The organism is Synechococcus sp. MU1648 (assembly GCF_023630615.1).
Taxonomy (GTDB): domain Bacteria; phylum Cyanobacteriota; class Cyanobacteriia; order PCC-6307; family Cyanobiaceae; genus Parasynechococcus.
This window is the reverse complement of the sequence record NZ_JAKUHI010000004.1, coordinates 1-15009: the sequence shown is the minus strand read 5'-3', so window position 1 is coordinate 15009 and position 15009 is coordinate 1. Positions and strand designations below refer to the sequence as shown.

Sequence of the window (15009 nt, the reverse complement as noted above, 5' to 3'; positions counted from 1 at the left end):
GTTCAAGCTGGAACCAGCGTGGCCGCCAGCCGGCAGGCTGTCATCGATTTCGTTTCGCTTCCGCTCAGTTTCTTTGCGCGTCCAGCTCAGATCGTGGGTCCTGAGTTGGTCGGTTGCAGGTTGGTGAAACGCCAAGACGATGGACGCCTTCTCTGGGGCGTGATTGTCGAAACTGAGGCGTATTCCCAGGACGACCCCGCCTGTCATGGTTATCGGCGCAGGACGCCTCAAAACGAAACCCTGTTCGGTGAGCCAGGGCGGTTTTATGTGTATGTGAGCTACGGCATCCACCACTGCGTGAACGTGGTCACCGATCGGGGGGAGTGGGCCAACGGTGTGTTGCTGCGCGCGGTGGCCCTTCCTGATGAACCGGAGCGGATCGCGGCAGGCCCCGGTTTGCTCGCGCGACGTTTTGGGCTTGATCGCAGTGATGACAGTTGTCCGGTGACGGGCGAACATGAGGTGTGGATGGCCCTGAGGTCAGACACGTTTGCCAGCCAGGATCTTGTGACCACAACGCGGATCGGCATCTCCCAGGGCGCAGCAACCCCGTGGCGCTGGTATCTGCGGAGTAGTCGCAGTGTCAGCAGGCGAGCCCGGGGTGATCGCATGCCACCCAAGGCACAGTGCTGGACGCCATCGCTGGAGCAACCTTCATGAGTGGCTGGCCGCATCGGCATGTTCTTGATCTCGCGTCGTTCTCGCGAGAAGACTTCGCTGCGGTGCTTGAGCTGGCCCAGCGGTTTCGTTCGCTACCGATCACCGGTGCCCGAAAACTTCCTGCGCTGCAAGGCCGCTTGGTGGCCACGCTGTTCTTTGAACCAAGCACCCGAACCCGCAGCAGTTTTGAGCTGGCGGCCAAACGTCTGTCGGCAGACGTCATGAGCTTTTCACCCTCCAGCAGCTCTCTGAGCAAAGGGGAAAGTGTTCTCGACACGGCGCGCACTTACGTGGCCATGGGTGCCGACGTGTTGGTGGTCCGCCACCGCTCTACCGGTGTGCCTCAGCAACTGGCGTTGGATCTGCAGCAGATGGGTGAGCGCACTGTCGTGCTCAATGGCGGTGATGGTCTCCACAGCCATCCCAGTCAGGGACTGCTGGATCTGCTCACCCTTGCTCGGCATTTCTCCCCTCAGCACCCCATGCCGGAAGCGCTGCAGGGGCGTCGCATTGTGATTGTCGGCGATATTCTTCACTCGCGGGTGGCACGTTCCAATCTCTGGGCTTTGACGGCCTGTGGAGCTGACGTTGTGTTGTGTGGCCCGCCGAGCCTCGTCCCAGAGGATTTTGTGGCCTTCGTTGATGCTCCGCCCCCAGGTCTGCTCAAGGATCCGGTGCCGCAGCGGGGCAAGGTCAGCGTGATGCGGCGCCTGGAACATGCGTTGCCAGGAGCAGATGCCGTGATGACCCTGCGGCTTCAGAAGGAACGGATGGGCCAGCAGTTGCTCACCAGCCTGGAGCGCTACCACCGCGACTTCGGACTGAGCCATGAGCGCATGCAGCTCTGCGGTCAGCATGTTCCAGTTCTGCATCCTGGTCCGGTGAACCGAGGCGTTGAATTGACTGGGTCGCTCTTGGATGACCCACGCGTCAGCCTTGTGGAAGAGCAGGTCAGGAACGGCGTGCCCACCCGGATGGCCTTGCTCTATTTAATGGCTGCCTCTGAATCCGCCACGGAGGCCTCCTTGGTGTCGAGCAGCTCCTGAGTTTGAGGGAGACCAGAGAGTTGGTGGGCGTAGTAGTCCATCGCTGCCTTGAGGGCGGCATCGGGTTCGGCGATTGACGGGCCCGTTCCGCTGGCCATCGGGAAATGAGCATCTTCTGCATCAAGGGCAAGATGCTGGCTGGGCATGCCTGTGAGCAGAACGGAGGCACGTTGCCGGGTCGCCAGGGCATACAGCCATTTGATGCTCAAGGTGATTCGGTTCTCTCGGTTTGGTATCAAGGCCAGGTGAACGATGGCCCACAGCAGCAGGCCCAGCCGTCCTGAAAATTTGAAGCCATGCAGGTCGGCAACGGCACTGCCATGAACCACAGCCATGCTGCCGAAATCGACGTAGCGAAACGTGGGGCGGGCGTGTCCTGCCACGATCGCTGCGATGTCCTTGCCGATGAACGTGCCGGCCTGTTTGGCGGGAGCCGCCATTCCTGGAAGCGGCTTGCCATTCACGGTGTGGCTGTAGCTGGAGAGATCTCCTGCGATCCGGATCTCAGGGTGGCTTGGGATCGAGAAGTCGGGGTTGACCACGACCCGTCCACCGCGATCGACCTCGCAACCGGTTGCATTCGTCAGCTTCTGCCCCAGATGCGATGCCTTCACGCCAGCGGTCCAGATCACCGTTGCAGCTTGGACCCGAACGTCTCCATTGGGTCCACCGATCACAACCTCTCCGGGCCGCATGGTTTGGACGCGGCTCTCCGGCATGTATTCGATGCCATCTTGTTCCAAGGCTTTCAGGGCCCTTTCGGAGAGCTCCGCCGGCATCGCTTTCAGCACCCTGTCGCCGGGATCCACCAACACGATCCGCGTTTTCTGGGGATCCAGCTGCTTGAACGCATCCTTCAAGGCCCAACGCATCAGCTCTGAAACGGCACCAGCCATTTCGCAGCCACTGGGCCCAGCTCCAACGATCACAACCGTTTGCAGGAATTGGCGAGCCTTGGGATTCGGTGTCTGTTCTGCCTGCTCCATCGCCATCAGCAGACGGCGACGTATTTCTTCGGCGTGTTCGAGGATTTTCATTGGGGGCGCAAATGTGCGCCAGTCCTCATGGCCGAAGTAGGTGCTGCCCGACCCTGTCGCCAGGATCAGATGGTCATAGCTGTAGGTCTTGCCGTTGAACACGATCTGCTTGCCCTCTGGGTTCACCGTGGTGACTTCACCCAGCAGCACCTGGACGTTGTCTTGCTGGCCGACCAGTTCGCGTAGAGGCGTGGCCACGTCACTTCTTGAGACCAATCCGGTTGCCACCTGATACAGCAGCGGCTGGAACAGGTTGAAGTTGCGCTTGTCAATCAAGGTGATGCGCACATCGGCATTGGCCAGGGCCTTGCAGGCATGCACCCCGGCAAAGCCGCCGCCGACGATGACCACATGCGGGGCATGACGCAAGCGCTCGGCAGGTGGTTCAAGCTCCAGGAAGTAATGGTTGCTTGCCATCTGCAGCCCGGAGGATTCTTCCCGAAGGGTATGAACCGCAATCTCTTTTGTCTGCTTTGAACTCTTCCGCTTCAGATCAGCTTGAACCCTTCGAGAAAAAGACCGTAGAGAAAGCCAATGCGACCAAGATCCAGCAGTTGCTGCGGCAGTTTCAGCGAGGGCTTTGAACTGCGTCGTCGTCGAATCGTGAGTTCAGCACCCAGCACCACCAGAAGTGCAGCCACTGGGTCCATTTGACTGAGAGCACCGGCGACGGAGGTGAGCGCGCTACCGATCAGAAATCCGATCAGGCCTGCAAGGGCCAATAAAGACAATCTCCGCCAGGGATTGCGTGACCAGCGATCCAGTCTCTGGATTGCTGTACCAACGTTGGTTTGCAATCGGGTGGATTGGAGCCGTCGCACGGCATTGATTTCGGGGGAAGAGGCAGGGTTGAATCCAGTGATCCCCATCACCCGGCCATGCCCCTGCCGCATCCTGTCTACACCACACCTAGGCAGTGTGCAGGCATCAGACACTACTGATAGCAGATTTCAATAAAAAACCCGGGACGAGCCCGGGCCAAGTGATGGGGACTGGCGAAGCAAAGCCAGCGTTGGAGGCTTTGGCAAGAGGTTGCGCTTCAGGCTATTTAGTCTCAGCTTTCGCTTTTCTGGACGCTTTGCCTTCGAGGAGCTCCAGCAGCGCTTCCATTTGCGCCATCACACCCCGCACTTCGCCAGCCTCGGGGAGTAAACCGTCTTCCATCACGCCCTGGTGCATTTCACGCAGTTCCTGGCGGATGTAGCGCAGATGACTAACGACCTGCTCTCGCTTCGATTGCGACATCGGCTACAGGGGATTACTTAACACCCTTTTACCTCATAAAGGGTCACATCCGGCGTGATGGGGCGCGACTTATCGCACCGGCAGCGGCAAGGAGTGCGAAGGTCAGGAGGGCTGTTGGTCGTGCCACGGTGCTGAACAGCACAAGGACGAACAGGCCGATCAGTGGAAGGCGACGCTGCAAAAACGCAGTGGAGAATAGGGGATTCGAACCCCTGACCTCTGCGGTGCGATCGCAGCGCTCTACCAACTGAGCTAATTCCCCGGATGGCTAACGCTAGCTGGCACAGCCTGCGTCAAAATGTCATCAATAGCGTCTGATGACTGCTTGATGCTCACGCAGGAACGGCTGGATGCTTTTGACGAGACGTCGACGGCAGAACTTGCCCGTCGCCTCGAAGAGGACGACTATCCCTCGCCATTCGACAGCTTGTCTGACTGGCACCTTCTTCGTGCGCTGGCCATCCACCGCCCCGAACTGATCCTGCCTTACCACCACCTGGTGGACCAGGAACCCTTCGATGAGGACTGACAAGGCGTCTTCGCTCTACGGGCGGCGTGTGCTGGTGGCCGTCAGCGGCAGTATTGCTGCGGTGAAAACGCCGTTGTTGGTGAGTGCCCTGGTCAAGGCTGGCGCAGAAGTTCGCTGCCTTGTCACCCCGAGTGGTGCTGCGTTGGTGAGCCCCGTTGCTCTGGCAAGCCTGAGCCGCCATCGCTGTTACCTCGAAGCGGACCAGTGGAACCCCACGGCGCCCCGGCCGCTTCATATCGAATTGGCCGAGTGGGCGGAGTTGGCCATCGTCGCGCCCTTGAGTGCAAGCAGCCTGGCGCGCTGGAGCCAGGGTTCAGCGGATGGACTGCTCGCCAGCGTCTTGTTGGCAACGGAAGGTCCGGTCATCGCGGCTCCCGCAATGAACACCGCCATGTGGCGCCATCCTGCGGTGCAACGGAACTGGCTGCAGATCCAAGACTTTCAAGGAGTGGTCCCTCTGTTGCCGATGTCCGGTCTTCTGGCCTGCGACCGCGTCGGTGATGGGCGAATGGCTGACCCGACCTTGATTCAGTTGGCGGCGGAATCTGTCTTCAGCCGAGGCCCTGATGCTCCTGTCGCTACCTGTGATTGGTCGGGGATTTCTCTTCTGGTCTCGGCTGGACCAACTCAGGAGACCATTGATGCGGCCCGTTTTTTGAGCAACCGCAGCAGCGGTCGAATGGGAGTGCTCATGGCGCAAGCTGCACGGTTCAGAGGGGCAACCGTGCAGTTGGTGCATGGTCCGTTGGATCTCCCCGATGCCTGGCTTGAGGGGTTGCAGTGCACGCCGGTCGAGAGTGCGGCTCAGCTCAGCTCAGAACTGCAACTGGCATTGCCGACGTCTGATGTGCTTGTGATGGCTGCCGCTGTTGCTGACCTTCGGCGGGAAGCTGGCTTTGAGGAAAAAATGCCCAAAAAGCAGCTTCAGGATGTTTTGTCGTCCGGTTGGACCGAAGTGCCTGATTTGCTGTCAAATCTGACCCGTCAACGCCGGCCTGGACAGTTGGTTCTCGGATTCTCAGCGCTAACAGGTGATGACACGCATCTGTTGGAGAAGGCTGAAAGCAAGCGCCTGCAGAAGGGCTGTGATCTGATGATGGTGAATCCCGTAGACCGTGATGGTCAGGGTTTTGGTGACCAACCGAATGGAGGTTGGTTGTTGGGGGAAGGTTGGAACCGGAACCTGCCTGTGACGACAAAGCTGACGCTTGCCCACCAGCTGTTGGATGCCTTGTTCAAGCTTCGAGATCAGGCCGCGGCGTTGGTGGATTCCTGACCGAGCAGGTCGATGAAGGTGCGCAGCTGAAGCCTTGGGATGTAAGGCCAGCCGCCGTTTTTCTCCATGCCCTGCAGCAATGTGAACAATTTCTGGCGGTTTTCGGGAAGGCTCTGGCGGAATGGACCGTCCTGAACATCCCGATGCAGGGCTTCAAGTTCGCGCAGCAGGATGAGAAGTGCTTCCGGATTTCCCCGCAACTCTTCTGCCAGCTCGCCCAGGGCGGCCAGCGAAGGAGCCATCCTTTCCTTGGTCGAGGCTGGATCGTTTGAGGTCACGCGCTTTCGACAAGTTGTTTAGAGCTGCAAAAGGCTAGCCCTGTCGCCATTTTTCGCCCTGTAGGATCCTGATTCGACGGCATTCCGTCCCCATTAGCGTTCAGCCGACTGGCTTTTTCCATGCGCATTCGTCCTCTGCTGGCCGTCGTGCTGGCGCTCTGCCTCGCGTTTTTCACCACGGCCTGTAGCGGCGACAGTCAAGCTGTTCAGCGTGGTGCCTCCAATGTCACCTACGACGACATCCACAACACCGGCAAAGCCAACGATTGCCCCACCATCGGGGACTCAGCTCGTGGCTCGATTCCTTTGACTGCTGGTGGGAGCTACGAGCTGCGCGAGATCTGTATGCATCCCGTTCAGGTCTACGCCAAGGAAGAGCCCAAGAACATTCGTCAGCAGGCTGAATTCGTCGAGGGCAAGATCCTGACCCGCTACACGTCCAGTCTCGACTCTGTCTTCGGAGATCTCACCGTCACAGAAGCGGGGCTCCAATTCCAGGAGAAGGGCGGTATCGACTTTCAGCCGATCACTGTTCTGGTGCCCGGTGGTGAGGAGTTCCCCTTCACCTTCTCTAGTAAGTCACTCAATGCCACTGCTGAAGGTGCTGCTCTGACCACCAGCACAGACTTCGAAGGCACCTATCGCACGCCGAGCTACCGCACCAGCAACTTCATCGATCCCAAGGGTCGTGCACTCACCACTGGTGTTCAGTACGCCCAGGGACTTGTCGCCCTTGGTGGCGACGACGAGAAACTCGAGAAGGACAACAACAAGCGTTATATCGATGGCGTTGGAACAATGAGCCTCTCCATCACCCAGGTCGATCCTGAAACAGGGGAATTTGCTGGCGTCTTCAGCGCCATCCAGCCCTCCGACTCCGATATGGGTGGTCGTGAAGTGGTCGATATCAAAATCACCGGCGAGCTGTATGGCCGCCTTGAAGAGGCCTGATCGCACGCACCACAACAGGTTGCGTTTGGGGGCTTAGGCCCCCTTTTTTTTGATCCGTTGCAATCCTCCGCTGATCTGGGAGAATCGCCCGATCTTTCTCTGCAGCCATGACCGCCAGTGCTTCCGCTCCCGCCCAGCGATCCGGTGTGATCGCTCCCTACGGCGGAACTCTGGTTGATCTGATGGTGGCTGATGCTGATTGTGCCGCCGTGAAAGCCTCCGCAACCAAAACGATCGAGTGCTCCGATCGCAACGCTTGCGATGTTGAGTTGCTCTGCGTTGGTGGTTTCTCACCCTTGCGTGGGTTCATGCACCAGGAGGACTACAACTCAGTCGTCAATGGTCATCGTCTTGCTGCAGGTCAGCTGTTCGGCCTGCCGATCGTCATGGACACCGACCGCGATGACGTCACGGTCGGTGACACATTGCTGCTGACCTACAAGGGCCAGAATCTGGCTGTTCTCGAGGTGGAGGACAAGTGGGAGCCCGACAAAGTGGCCGAAGCCAAGGGTTGCTACGGCACCACCTCCATTGAGCATCCTGCGGTGCGGATGATCACGATGGAGCGCAAGCGCTTCTATCTGGGTGGAAGCCTCAAGGGTCTCGCTCTCCCCGAGCGGGTGTTCCCCTGCAAGACCCCGGCAGAGGTGCGGGCAGGGCTGCCTGAAGGTGAGGACGTGGTGGCGTTCCAGTGCCGCAACCCTATTCACCGCGCTCACTACGAACTCTTCACCCGTGCTTTGCACGCACAGAACGTCAGCGACAACGCTGTGGTGCTGGTCCATCCGACCTGTGGCCCCACGCAGCAGGACGACATCCCCGGTGCCGTTCGCTTCCAGACCTATGAGCGTCTTGCGGCTGAAGTCAACAACGACAGCATTCGCTGGGCCTATTTGCCCTACGCGATGCATATGGCAGGCCCGCGTGAAGCCCTTCAGCACATGATCATCCGCCGCAACTACGGATGCACTCACTTCATCATTGGTCGCGATATGGCGGGCTGCAAATCGTCTCTGACCGGTGACGACTTCTACGGCCCCTACGACGCTCAGAACTTCGCCAAGGAGTGTGCGCCCGAGCTCACGATGGAAACGGTTCCTTCGCTGAACCTCGTTTACACCCAGGAAGAGGGTTATGTGACGGCGGAGCACGCCGAAGCCCGTGGCCTGCACGTGAAGAAGCTCAGTGGCACCCAGTTCCGCAAGATGCTGCGCGGCGGGGAGGAAATTCCCGAATGGTTCGCCTTCAAGAGCGTGGTTGAGGTGCTCCGCGCTTCCTGAAGACTGAGAACACGTTAACATTCCTTCATCTACGAGGCGACCTGTGAACAAGCGTTGGCGAAATATCGGTCTCGGGGCCCTTCTGGTCTTGGCGATCGTTGTGATTGCACCAGCGTTCATTGGTGGTGGTGGTGGCAGCCAGCCCCAGGTGAACACCATGCGCTACAGCGAGTTCGTTGAGGCGGTGAAGGATGACCAGATCAGCCGTGTGCTGATTGCGCCCGATCAGGGCACGGCTCAGGTGGTCGAAAACGACGGCCGCCGTGCCCAGGTCAATCTGGCTCCAGATCGTGAGCTGCTCGGCTTGCTGACCGAACACAGCGTTGATATCGCTGTTCAACCCTCTCGCCAGACACCTGGTTGGCAGCAGGCAGCTGGAAGCTTGATCTTCCCGATCCTTTTGCTTGGCGGTCTGTTCTTTCTCTTCCGTCGCGCCCAAGGCGGTGGCGGCGGTAATCCCGCCATGCAGTTCGGCAAAAGCAAGGCAAGGGTCCAGATGGAACCCTCCACCCAGGTGACCTTCACCGATGTTGCCGGGATTGAAGGCGCGAAGCTTGAACTCACTGAGGTCGTCGATTTCCTCAAGAACCCCGATCGCTTCACGGCTGTCGGCGCCAAGATTCCAAAGGGTGTCTTGCTTGTGGGCCCTCCGGGAACCGGTAAGACACTGCTGGCAAAAGCAGTTGCAGGGGAAGCAGGTGTTCCTTTCTTCTCGATTTCCGGTTCTGAGTTCGTCGAAATGTTTGTCGGCGTTGGTGCTAGCCGCGTTCGCGATCTCTTCGAGCAAGCGAAGAAAAACGCCCCTTGCATCGTCTTCATCGACGAGATCGATGCTGTCGGTCGCCAGCGTGGCGCAGGCCTCGGTGGTGGTAACGACGAACGCGAGCAGACGTTGAACCAGCTCCTCACGGAGATGGATGGCTTCGAAGGCAACACCGGCATCATCATCGTGGCGGCCACCAACCGCCCTGATGTGCTGGATGCAGCTTTGATGCGCCCCGGTCGTTTTGATCGTCAGGTCACTGTTGATCGCCCCGATTATTCCGGACGTCTACAAATTCTTGGTGTCCACGCCCGTGGCAAAACATTGGCCAAGGATGTCGATCTCGACAAGGTTGCTCGTCGGACACCCGGCTACACCGGTGCTGATCTGGCCAATCTTCTCAACGAAGCCGCCATCCTCGCGGCCCGTCGTGAACTCACGGAAGTGAGCAACGACGAGATCAGCGATGCCATTGAACGGGTCATGGCTGGTCCGGAGAAAAAAGATCGGGTGATGAGCGAACGTCGTGCACGTCTTGTCGCCTATCACGAGGCAGGTCATGCTCTCGTGGGTGCCCTGATGCCTGATTACGACCCTGTCCAGAAGATCTCCATCATTCCCCGTGGCAATGCTGGTGGTTTGACATTCTTCACCCCCAGTGAGGAGCGGATGGAGTCGGGTCTGTATTCGAGGGCTTACCTCCAGAACCAAATGGCTGTTGCCCTCGGTGGTCGGGTCGCTGAAGAAATCGTTTACGGCGAAGACGAGGTCACCACGGGTGCCTCCAACGATCTGCAGCAGGTCGCTTCGACGGCACGTCAGATGATCACCCGCTTTGGCATGAGCGACGAGTTGGGGCCAGTTGCACTGGGTCGTGCTCAGGGCGGCATGTTCCTCGGCCGAGATATTGCGGCCGAGCGCGATTTCTCTGAGGAAACCGCCGCGATGATCGATAAGGAGGTCTCTGAGCTGGTGGATGTGGCTTACAAGCGCGCCACCAAGGTTCTCGTCGACAACCGCGTCGTTCTTGATGAATTGGCGGAGATGCTCGTTGAGCAGGAGACTGTTGATGCTGAAGAGCTTCAGGAGCTTCTGATCAAACGTGACGTCCGGGTCGCCGAATACGTCTGATTTCGATTCGTCATCCAACCCTTGGCTGGTGCGGCAGGAGCTCTTCGTGGCATCCCTGCAGCACCAGCCTCTTTTATTGGTCGTCAGGCCTGAACCCGACGATCTCGGGCCTTCAGCATCGGGATCCGTTCTGTTGGATCAAGTGCAGCAACTTCACGCTGCAGGTCTGCGCCATCTCGAGGTGGCCTGGCTGAATCAGCCGGGCTGGGGCGAGTTCATGCAACGGGTTCAGGATCAATGTCCCGGTTTGAATCTGGGAGCGGCTTCGGTGACCTCTCCTCAGGCGCTCAATGATCTGTCATGCCTAAACCTCAGCTATGCCATGGCTCCCTGCTGGTCTCCAGACCTAGTGGAGCAAGCCAGGGAGGTTGGACTCTTGTTGGTGCCTGGCGTCTTTAGCCCTACGGAAGTGCATCAGGCCCTGCGCTTCGGATGTCGTGTCGTCAAGCTGTTTCCCGCAGCCAACCTTGGGCCCGGGTACTGGCGGCGATTGCATGCGCCTCTCGGCCCCTTGCCCTTCGTGATCGCTGCGGGTGGCCTTGAGGTGGGTGATATTCCTGTCTGGCTTGAGGCTGGTCATGGTGCCGTGGCCTTGGGGCGCAAGGTTGTGGGCTCGCCGCCTGCTTTCCAAGCACTTCTCGACTGGTTGCGCCAATCGACAACTCAGGCTTGATGCCACCGACTTGTTGACATGCGTCCAAGATGCTACAGATGAGATAGCTATCTAACTGCGTCATGTCGCAGCTCACGATCAAGCTCAGCGACAAGGCCGATGCCCTGATCGCTCAGCTTCAAAAGGAGATCTTCAATCGCCGGCGCAAAAAGGTTTCTGCTGCAGGGGTTGTGGAGACCTTGGTTGAAAGTGGTGCAAAATCGCAGTCAGACAAGCGCTTTGCCACGTCCTGGACGAATTTGATCAAGGACATCGAGAAGGCAGCCAAGCTCTCCTATGCCCACGGCAGCAAACCCTCCACTCTCAGTGATGAGGAATGGGCTCTCGTGCTGAGCCATCGCAGTCGTGCCACGACCGGTAAGGCACGCCGGACGGTGAAGAAAACGATGGCTGCCAAAAAACCTGCCTCAGCCAAGGCGCAGGCCAGCAAAAAGCCCGCTCGACGCACTCGGACCCGCAGCGCGGCGAAGGCAAAAAGCGTTGGAGCGGTCGTTAGCTCCAACGGCAGTTCAGCTGTTGCTTCCGTCTGACGTCACTTGAGCTGACGGGAGCTGCTCACCAAAGGCTGCATTGCCCCTGCTGCCTCAACAGGTGATCAGCAAGAACGAGCGCCACCATGGCCTCCACCATCGGCACGGCCCGGGGCAGAACACAGGGGTCGTGCCGTCCTTTCCCCGCAAGCGTGGTGGCCTTGCCATCGGAATCGATGGTTTGCTGCTCTTTGCGGATCGTCGCCGTTGGCTTGAAGGCCACCCGGATCACAATCGGCTCGCCATTGCTGATTCCCCCTTGGATGCCACCGGAGTTGTTGGTTGCGGTCTTCAGACGACCATCGTCGCTCGGTAGGAAGGCATCGTTGTGCTCGCTGCCCTTCAGCAACGTGCCATCGAAGCCGGAACCAATTTCGAATCCTTTGGTTGCGGGCAGCGACATCACCGCTTTGGCGAGATCGGCTTCAAGCTTGTCGAACACCGGCATTCCCAAGCCAATGGCGGGATGGCGCACCACGCATTCGATCACCCCACCGCAGGAATCTCCTTCGCGGCCGATGGCTTCAATCCGCTGAATCATCTGCTCGGCCACCGCTGGATCCGGACAGCGCACGATGTTGGATTCCACGTCGCTCAGCTGAACCTCCTGCGGGTCGATCCCGGAGGCTTCGATGTTGTGGATCCTCTTGACCCAGGCCAGGATTTCAGTCCCTGAGGACTGTTTCAGCAGTTGCTTTGCGATCGCACCCGCAGCGACGCGCCCGATCGTTTCCCGTGCTGACGCACGACCTCCACCGCTGCGCGCCTGGATGCCGTATTTGGCTTGATATGTGGCATCGGCATGGGATGGCCGAAAGGCGACCGCCATGTCCTTGTAATCCCCTGGCCGTTGGTCCTTGTTGCGCACGACCATGGCGATCGGGGTCCCCAGGGTGGTTTCTCCATCCAGTAGGCCACTGAGGACTTCCACCTGATCCGCTTCTTTTCGCGGGGTTGTGATGTGGCTTTGCCCAGGCTTCCGTCGATCCAGGTCGGCCTGAATTGACGCGACACTGAGGTTGAGCCGTGGTGGACAGCCCTCCACAATCACGCCCACTCCTCCCCCGTGGGATTCACCGAAGGTGCTGATCCGGAAGAGGTCGCCGAAGCTGCTGCCCATGGCCATTGATCGATGCGATGAGGCTACGAAGCCATCGGTTCAGATCAACTCCGGATGGGGCAATTTCAGACGGTCTGTCGTGGGTTGTTGCCGAGCCATCTCGAAATCCAAGAAGTCAAATCCCGGACCAACACAACAGCTCACCAGGGTGTACTCACCCATACTGCGCGCCGCCTGCCAGGCATTGGCTGGAACCACTTGGACAGGGTTTGATGCATTCAGTGGGTCCCGTTGCAGCGCTGTGCCATTCGCCTGGCACTGAAAGAGCTCCAGAGTGGCTCCATCAATGTGCGTCCAGGCTTCGTCGGCACCGATTACGCGATGCCAGCAACTGATGGCACCGGCTGGCAGCAAAAAGAGAATGGCCGTCAATGCCGATCGCTCGGCCCCGTCTTGGCGTTGAACCTGCTCCGGGCTGCGATGCAACTCGCGGTACCAACCTCCCTCCGGATGGGGAATCAACTGCAGCTGTTGGATCAGGGTCTCCACTTGGTTCATTGCAGACCTGCGCGCTGGCGCATGTTCTGGACGTGCTGCCAGATCTGAGCCACCCAGAGGAAGATCCAGCTCATCCCGATCAGCCAAATCGGTTGATCCTTGCGAAAGACGTCGAACAGCAACACCACTCTTGGCTGGTTGGAGCGATTGATGGCTGAGTGCAAGAAGGTGTCATCCCAGAGAAATCCCTCACCTTCCTTCAGGTAATAGTTCTGCCCATCAATCATCAGCTCGCAGGAACTTCGGCCATCACCAAAATTCTCCACATACAAAGGCAGGTGATACCTCCAAACCCCTTTGAAGGGCCCTTTGTGAGGCCTCAGCACCTTCCCCGGGGGGAACAGGCTCACGGCAGCTGAAACGACGTCGGGGTGGTGCTGCAGAAAGTTCCGCAGAGAAGGGATCAGCGCCTGATTGGCGGGGTAGTTGTAGCCATAGCCCCGCAAGGGGAGCATTCCCCAGACCTTGCGGTCGAATTCATACAGCGTGCGCTGCTGTTGCATGATTTCGTGGTTGGCCGGCAGGCGCCCCGATAGGGCGACCTCCAGAGTTTCCTGACGGATCTGCTTGTAGGACTCCAACAGCTGCCGATGGGCTGGGAAGCCCTCGTCCGCTGCAACCACCGCTGGATTGTGCAGGGATTGTTCGTAGCACCAGCGTGCGATCTCACGCCAGAACCGGTAATGCCATGGACCCCAGCGAATCACGCGTTGGATTGGATTGCGTTGTTTCCGCTTGGCCGTTGGGCTGCTCACGCTCTGCCGCTTCTCTTGACCGAGGAGCTTTGCATGCTGATGTCTACTTGGGTGGGATCAAGCCCCTCAGCGTGCGCCAGCCCCGCCGCAGGGTTGTGGCCCAGTCATCGCTGCCGCGGCGGATCAGCCGCGTTGAGGGATAGAGCGGGGTGGTTTCGCCGAGATCGGGCCAGTTGGTGATGGAGCCGTTGTCGAGAATGACAGCGCAGGGAATGCCTAAGGCACCAGCCAGATGCGCTGTGGTGTTGCTGATGGTCAATACGCCGCGTACTCCGGCCACTTGTCTGGCGAATCCATCCAGATCAACCATTTGGTCGATGGATTGTGATGAGCGAATGCGTTGTCCACTCAGCTCCCGTAAGGCTTTGATGCGAGCCGGTTTCTCCAGGTATTGAAGCGACTGAATCGGTTGTCGAATGGTCCGGAGAACTGAAGCCCAGTCTTCGACAGCGGGCATTCGATCTTTCTTGTTTCTTGATTTAGAAAACCAGCTGATGCCGATGCCTTTGGGTTCCTCCTCTGGGGTTGTGGGAGCCTTCAGTGTTCGGAAGCCATGCTGCAGCTGTTGTTCATCGGCTCCAAACCAGTAGGCAAGCCGTTCTTGGGCTGCCATGTGGGATAGCCCGACCTGGTTCTGTCTTCCATCAGGTCTGCAGCAGACAACCCCAGGGAAGCTCCTTTCGATGAGTGGATGGAGTCGTGGATCCGTTAAGACGACGACCTGGGCGACGTGGGCCTTCAGGTCACCGATAAATCTCAGGATCCGCAACTCGTCACCCAGATCCCGGGTGGTTGGCAGCACAAGAACTCCCTCGCAGCTCTCGTCTGGACCTGGCCAAATCGGGAGTTGGTGATCGGTGGTTGCCTCAGATGCCCGTGCCAGAGCGAACCAGCAATCCCTGTAGCAGCGGGCCCGCTCAAAGCGGTTACCAATCGTGCGAAGACGGCTCCACTTTTGAGCTGCTATCGCTGTCTCAGCCTGCTCGGAGATGACCTGTCTGGTTGCGTTGCTGGCTTTGTTGTCCATGCCAGGTCGCTATTGATCGGAACCTTACGGAATCAAGGCGAGCAAGAGCAGGATCACAACAAAAAGCCCCCACCTTGCGGCGAGGGCTTTCCGATTCAGTTGATCTGAATCGTTTGGTCTGTTCCAGAAGGAACAGGTTGATTCCAGATCAACCGATGGCAGGAGCCTGCAGAGCCACAGGAGTGGACTCAGCAGCAGCCAGGTCGAGGG

Annotated in this window: 19 protein-coding genes and 1 tRNA gene; 9 read left to right on the top strand and 11 right to left on the bottom strand. The window is 58.9% G+C overall.

The window, feature by feature from the left end; all coding sequences use genetic code 11:
- The first annotated feature begins 18 nt into the window (after positions 1–18).
- The gene (locus NCN06_RS06075) at positions 19–660 is read left to right on the top strand and encodes a DNA-3-methyladenine glycosylase (protein ID WP_226398404.1); all 642 of its coding nucleotides are present in this window, start codon (positions 19–21) and stop codon (positions 658–660) included.
- Positions 657–1706: an aspartate carbamoyltransferase catalytic subunit gene (locus NCN06_RS06070; RefSeq protein ID WP_226398405.1), complete on the top strand. Its 1050-nt coding sequence runs from the start codon at positions 657–659 to the stop codon at positions 1704–1706. Before NCN06_RS06075 ends, NCN06_RS06070 begins: the two co-directional genes overlap by 4 nt.
- On the opposite strand, the gene NCN06_RS06065 is transcribed toward NCN06_RS06070, so the two are convergent.
- The 5 genes from NCN06_RS06065 to NCN06_RS06045 all read right to left on the bottom strand — a co-directional run bounded on the left by NCN06_RS06065 (position 1646) and on the right by NCN06_RS06045 (position 4250).
- Positions 1646–3160 carry an NAD(P)/FAD-dependent oxidoreductase gene (locus NCN06_RS06065; protein ID WP_226398406.1) on the bottom strand — a complete coding sequence of 505 codons (1515 nt, stop codon included), beginning with the start codon at positions 3158–3160 and terminating at the stop codon, positions 1646–1648. The genes NCN06_RS06070 and NCN06_RS06065 overlap by 61 nt on opposite strands.
- 71 nt (positions 3161–3231) lie before the next feature.
- Positions 3232–3612, bottom strand: a complete 381-nt coding sequence (locus NCN06_RS06060) for a DUF565 domain-containing protein (protein WP_226423024.1) — start codon at positions 3610–3612, stop codon at positions 3232–3234.
- A 175-nt stretch (positions 3613–3787) separates the two neighbouring features.
- Positions 3788–3988 (bottom strand): DUF8635 family protein, encoded by a 201-nt coding sequence (locus NCN06_RS06055; protein ID WP_115024980.1) that lies wholly within the window; start codon positions 3986–3988, stop codon positions 3788–3790.
- A gap of 43 nt (positions 3989–4031) precedes the next feature.
- Positions 4032–4169: a hypothetical protein gene (locus NCN06_RS06050; protein WP_170952199.1), complete on the bottom strand. Its 138-nt coding sequence runs from the start codon at positions 4167–4169 to the stop codon at positions 4032–4034.
- Between the two features lie 8 nt (positions 4170–4177).
- Positions 4178–4250, bottom strand: a tRNA-Ala gene (locus tag NCN06_RS06045).
- A 66-nt stretch (positions 4251–4316) separates the two neighbouring features.
- Here NCN06_RS06045 and isiD point away from each other — a divergent pair.
- Both isiD and coaBC read left to right on the top strand, forming a co-directional pair.
- Positions 4317–4517 (top strand): protein IsiD, encoded by a 201-nt coding sequence (gene isiD / locus NCN06_RS06040; RefSeq protein WP_115024981.1) that lies wholly within the window; start codon positions 4317–4319, stop codon positions 4515–4517.
- On the top strand, positions 4507–5793 hold the full coding sequence (gene coaBC / locus NCN06_RS06035) for a bifunctional phosphopantothenoylcysteine decarboxylase/phosphopantothenate--cysteine ligase CoaBC (RefSeq protein ID WP_226423023.1): 1287 nt from the start codon (positions 4507–4509) through the stop codon (positions 5791–5793). Before isiD ends, coaBC begins: the two co-directional genes overlap by 11 nt.
- On the opposite strand, the gene NCN06_RS06030 is transcribed toward coaBC, so the two are convergent.
- Positions 5766–6035: a hypothetical protein gene (locus NCN06_RS06030; protein WP_226398409.1), complete on the bottom strand. Its 270-nt coding sequence runs from the start codon at positions 6033–6035 to the stop codon at positions 5766–5768. The genes coaBC and NCN06_RS06030 overlap by 28 nt on opposite strands.
- A gap of 156 nt (positions 6036–6191) precedes the next feature.
- Here NCN06_RS06030 and NCN06_RS06025 point away from each other — a divergent pair, with 156 nt between their 5' ends.
- The 5 genes from NCN06_RS06025 to NCN06_RS06005 all read left to right on the top strand — a co-directional run bounded on the left by NCN06_RS06025 (position 6192) and on the right by NCN06_RS06005 (position 11399).
- The gene (locus tag NCN06_RS06025; protein WP_166015594.1) at positions 6192–7022 is read left to right on the top strand and encodes a photosystem II manganese-stabilizing polypeptide; all 831 of its coding nucleotides are present in this window, start codon (positions 6192–6194) and stop codon (positions 7020–7022) included.
- A gap of 107 nt (positions 7023–7129) precedes the next feature.
- Positions 7130–8302, top strand: coding sequence for a sulfate adenylyltransferase (sat, locus tag NCN06_RS06020; RefSeq protein WP_226398410.1), 1173 nt, complete (start codon positions 7130–7132; stop codon positions 8300–8302).
- Between the two features lie 43 nt (positions 8303–8345).
- A complete protein-coding gene (ftsH, locus tag NCN06_RS06015) occupies positions 8346–10196 on the top strand; it encodes an ATP-dependent zinc metalloprotease FtsH (RefSeq protein WP_166015592.1) in 1851 nt (616 codons plus the stop codon).
- Positions 10168–10869 (top strand): bifunctional 4-hydroxy-2-oxoglutarate aldolase/2-dehydro-3-deoxy-phosphogluconate aldolase, encoded by a 702-nt coding sequence (locus tag NCN06_RS06010; protein WP_226423022.1) that lies wholly within the window; start codon positions 10168–10170, stop codon positions 10867–10869. Before ftsH ends, NCN06_RS06010 begins: the two co-directional genes overlap by 29 nt.
- A gap of 62 nt (positions 10870–10931) precedes the next feature.
- A complete protein-coding gene (locus NCN06_RS06005) occupies positions 10932–11399 on the top strand; it encodes a hypothetical protein (protein ID WP_226423021.1) in 468 nt (155 codons plus the stop codon).
- A 25-nt stretch (positions 11400–11424) separates the two neighbouring features.
- Here NCN06_RS06005 and aroC read toward each other — a convergent pair whose 3' ends face one another.
- From aroC to NCN06_RS05980, 5 genes are all read right to left on the bottom strand, one after another.
- Positions 11425–12519 carry a chorismate synthase gene (gene aroC / locus NCN06_RS06000; RefSeq protein WP_226398413.1) on the bottom strand — a complete coding sequence of 365 codons (1095 nt, stop codon included), beginning with the start codon at positions 12517–12519 and terminating at the stop codon, positions 11425–11427.
- A gap of 39 nt (positions 12520–12558) precedes the next feature.
- Positions 12559–13017, bottom strand: a complete 459-nt coding sequence (locus NCN06_RS05995) for a cupin domain-containing protein (RefSeq protein ID WP_226398414.1) — start codon at positions 13015–13017, stop codon at positions 12559–12561.
- Positions 13014–13772: an aspartyl/asparaginyl beta-hydroxylase domain-containing protein gene (locus tag NCN06_RS05990; RefSeq protein WP_226398415.1), complete on the bottom strand. Its 759-nt coding sequence runs from the start codon at positions 13770–13772 to the stop codon at positions 13014–13016. Before NCN06_RS05990 ends, NCN06_RS05995 begins: the two co-directional genes overlap by 4 nt.
- Positions 13773–13815: 43 nt before the next feature.
- Positions 13816–14799 carry a hypothetical protein gene (locus NCN06_RS05985; protein WP_250398734.1) on the bottom strand — a complete coding sequence of 328 codons (984 nt, stop codon included), beginning with the start codon at positions 14797–14799 and terminating at the stop codon, positions 13816–13818.
- Between the two features lie 24 nt (positions 14800–14823).
- The coding region (locus NCN06_RS05980) for a hypothetical protein (RefSeq protein WP_250398733.1) at positions 14824–15009 on the bottom strand (186 nt) is incomplete at its 5' end.

Coding starts and splice junctions, on each gene's coding strand:
- NCN06_RS06070 (WP_226398405.1), top strand. CDS start 657: ATGAGTGGCTGGCCGCATCGGCATGTTCTTGATCTCGCGTCGTTCTCG.
- NCN06_RS06065 (WP_226398406.1), bottom strand. CDS start 3,160: ATGGCAAGCAACCATTACTTCCTGGAGCTTGAACCACCTGCCGAGCGC.
- NCN06_RS06060 (WP_226423024.1), bottom strand. CDS start 3,612: ATGGGGATCACTGGATTCAACCCTGCCTCTTCCCCCGAAATCAATGCC.
- NCN06_RS06055 (WP_115024980.1), bottom strand. CDS start 3,988: ATGTCGCAATCGAAGCGAGAGCAGGTCGTTAGTCATCTGCGCTACATC.
- isiD (WP_115024981.1), top strand. CDS start 4,317: ATGCTCACGCAGGAACGGCTGGATGCTTTTGACGAGACGTCGACGGCA.
- coaBC (WP_226423023.1), top strand. CDS start 4,507: ATGAGGACTGACAAGGCGTCTTCGCTCTACGGGCGGCGTGTGCTGGTG.
- NCN06_RS06030 (WP_226398409.1), bottom strand. CDS start 6,035: ATGGCTCCTTCGCTGGCCGCCCTGGGCGAGCTGGCAGAAGAGTTGCGG.
- NCN06_RS06025 (WP_166015594.1), top strand. CDS start 6,192: ATGCGCATTCGTCCTCTGCTGGCCGTCGTGCTGGCGCTCTGCCTCGCG.
- sat (WP_226398410.1), top strand. CDS start 7,130: ATGACCGCCAGTGCTTCCGCTCCCGCCCAGCGATCCGGTGTGATCGCT.
- NCN06_RS06005 (WP_226423021.1), top strand. CDS start 10,932: ATGTCGCAGCTCACGATCAAGCTCAGCGACAAGGCCGATGCCCTGATC.
- aroC (WP_226398413.1), bottom strand. CDS start 12,519: ATGGGCAGCAGCTTCGGCGACCTCTTCCGGATCAGCACCTTCGGTGAA.
- NCN06_RS05995 (WP_226398414.1), bottom strand. CDS start 13,017: ATGAACCAAGTGGAGACCCTGATCCAACAGCTGCAGTTGATTCCCCAT.
- NCN06_RS05985 (WP_250398734.1), bottom strand. CDS start 14,799: ATGGACAACAAAGCCAGCAACGCAACCAGACAGGTCATCTCCGAGCAG.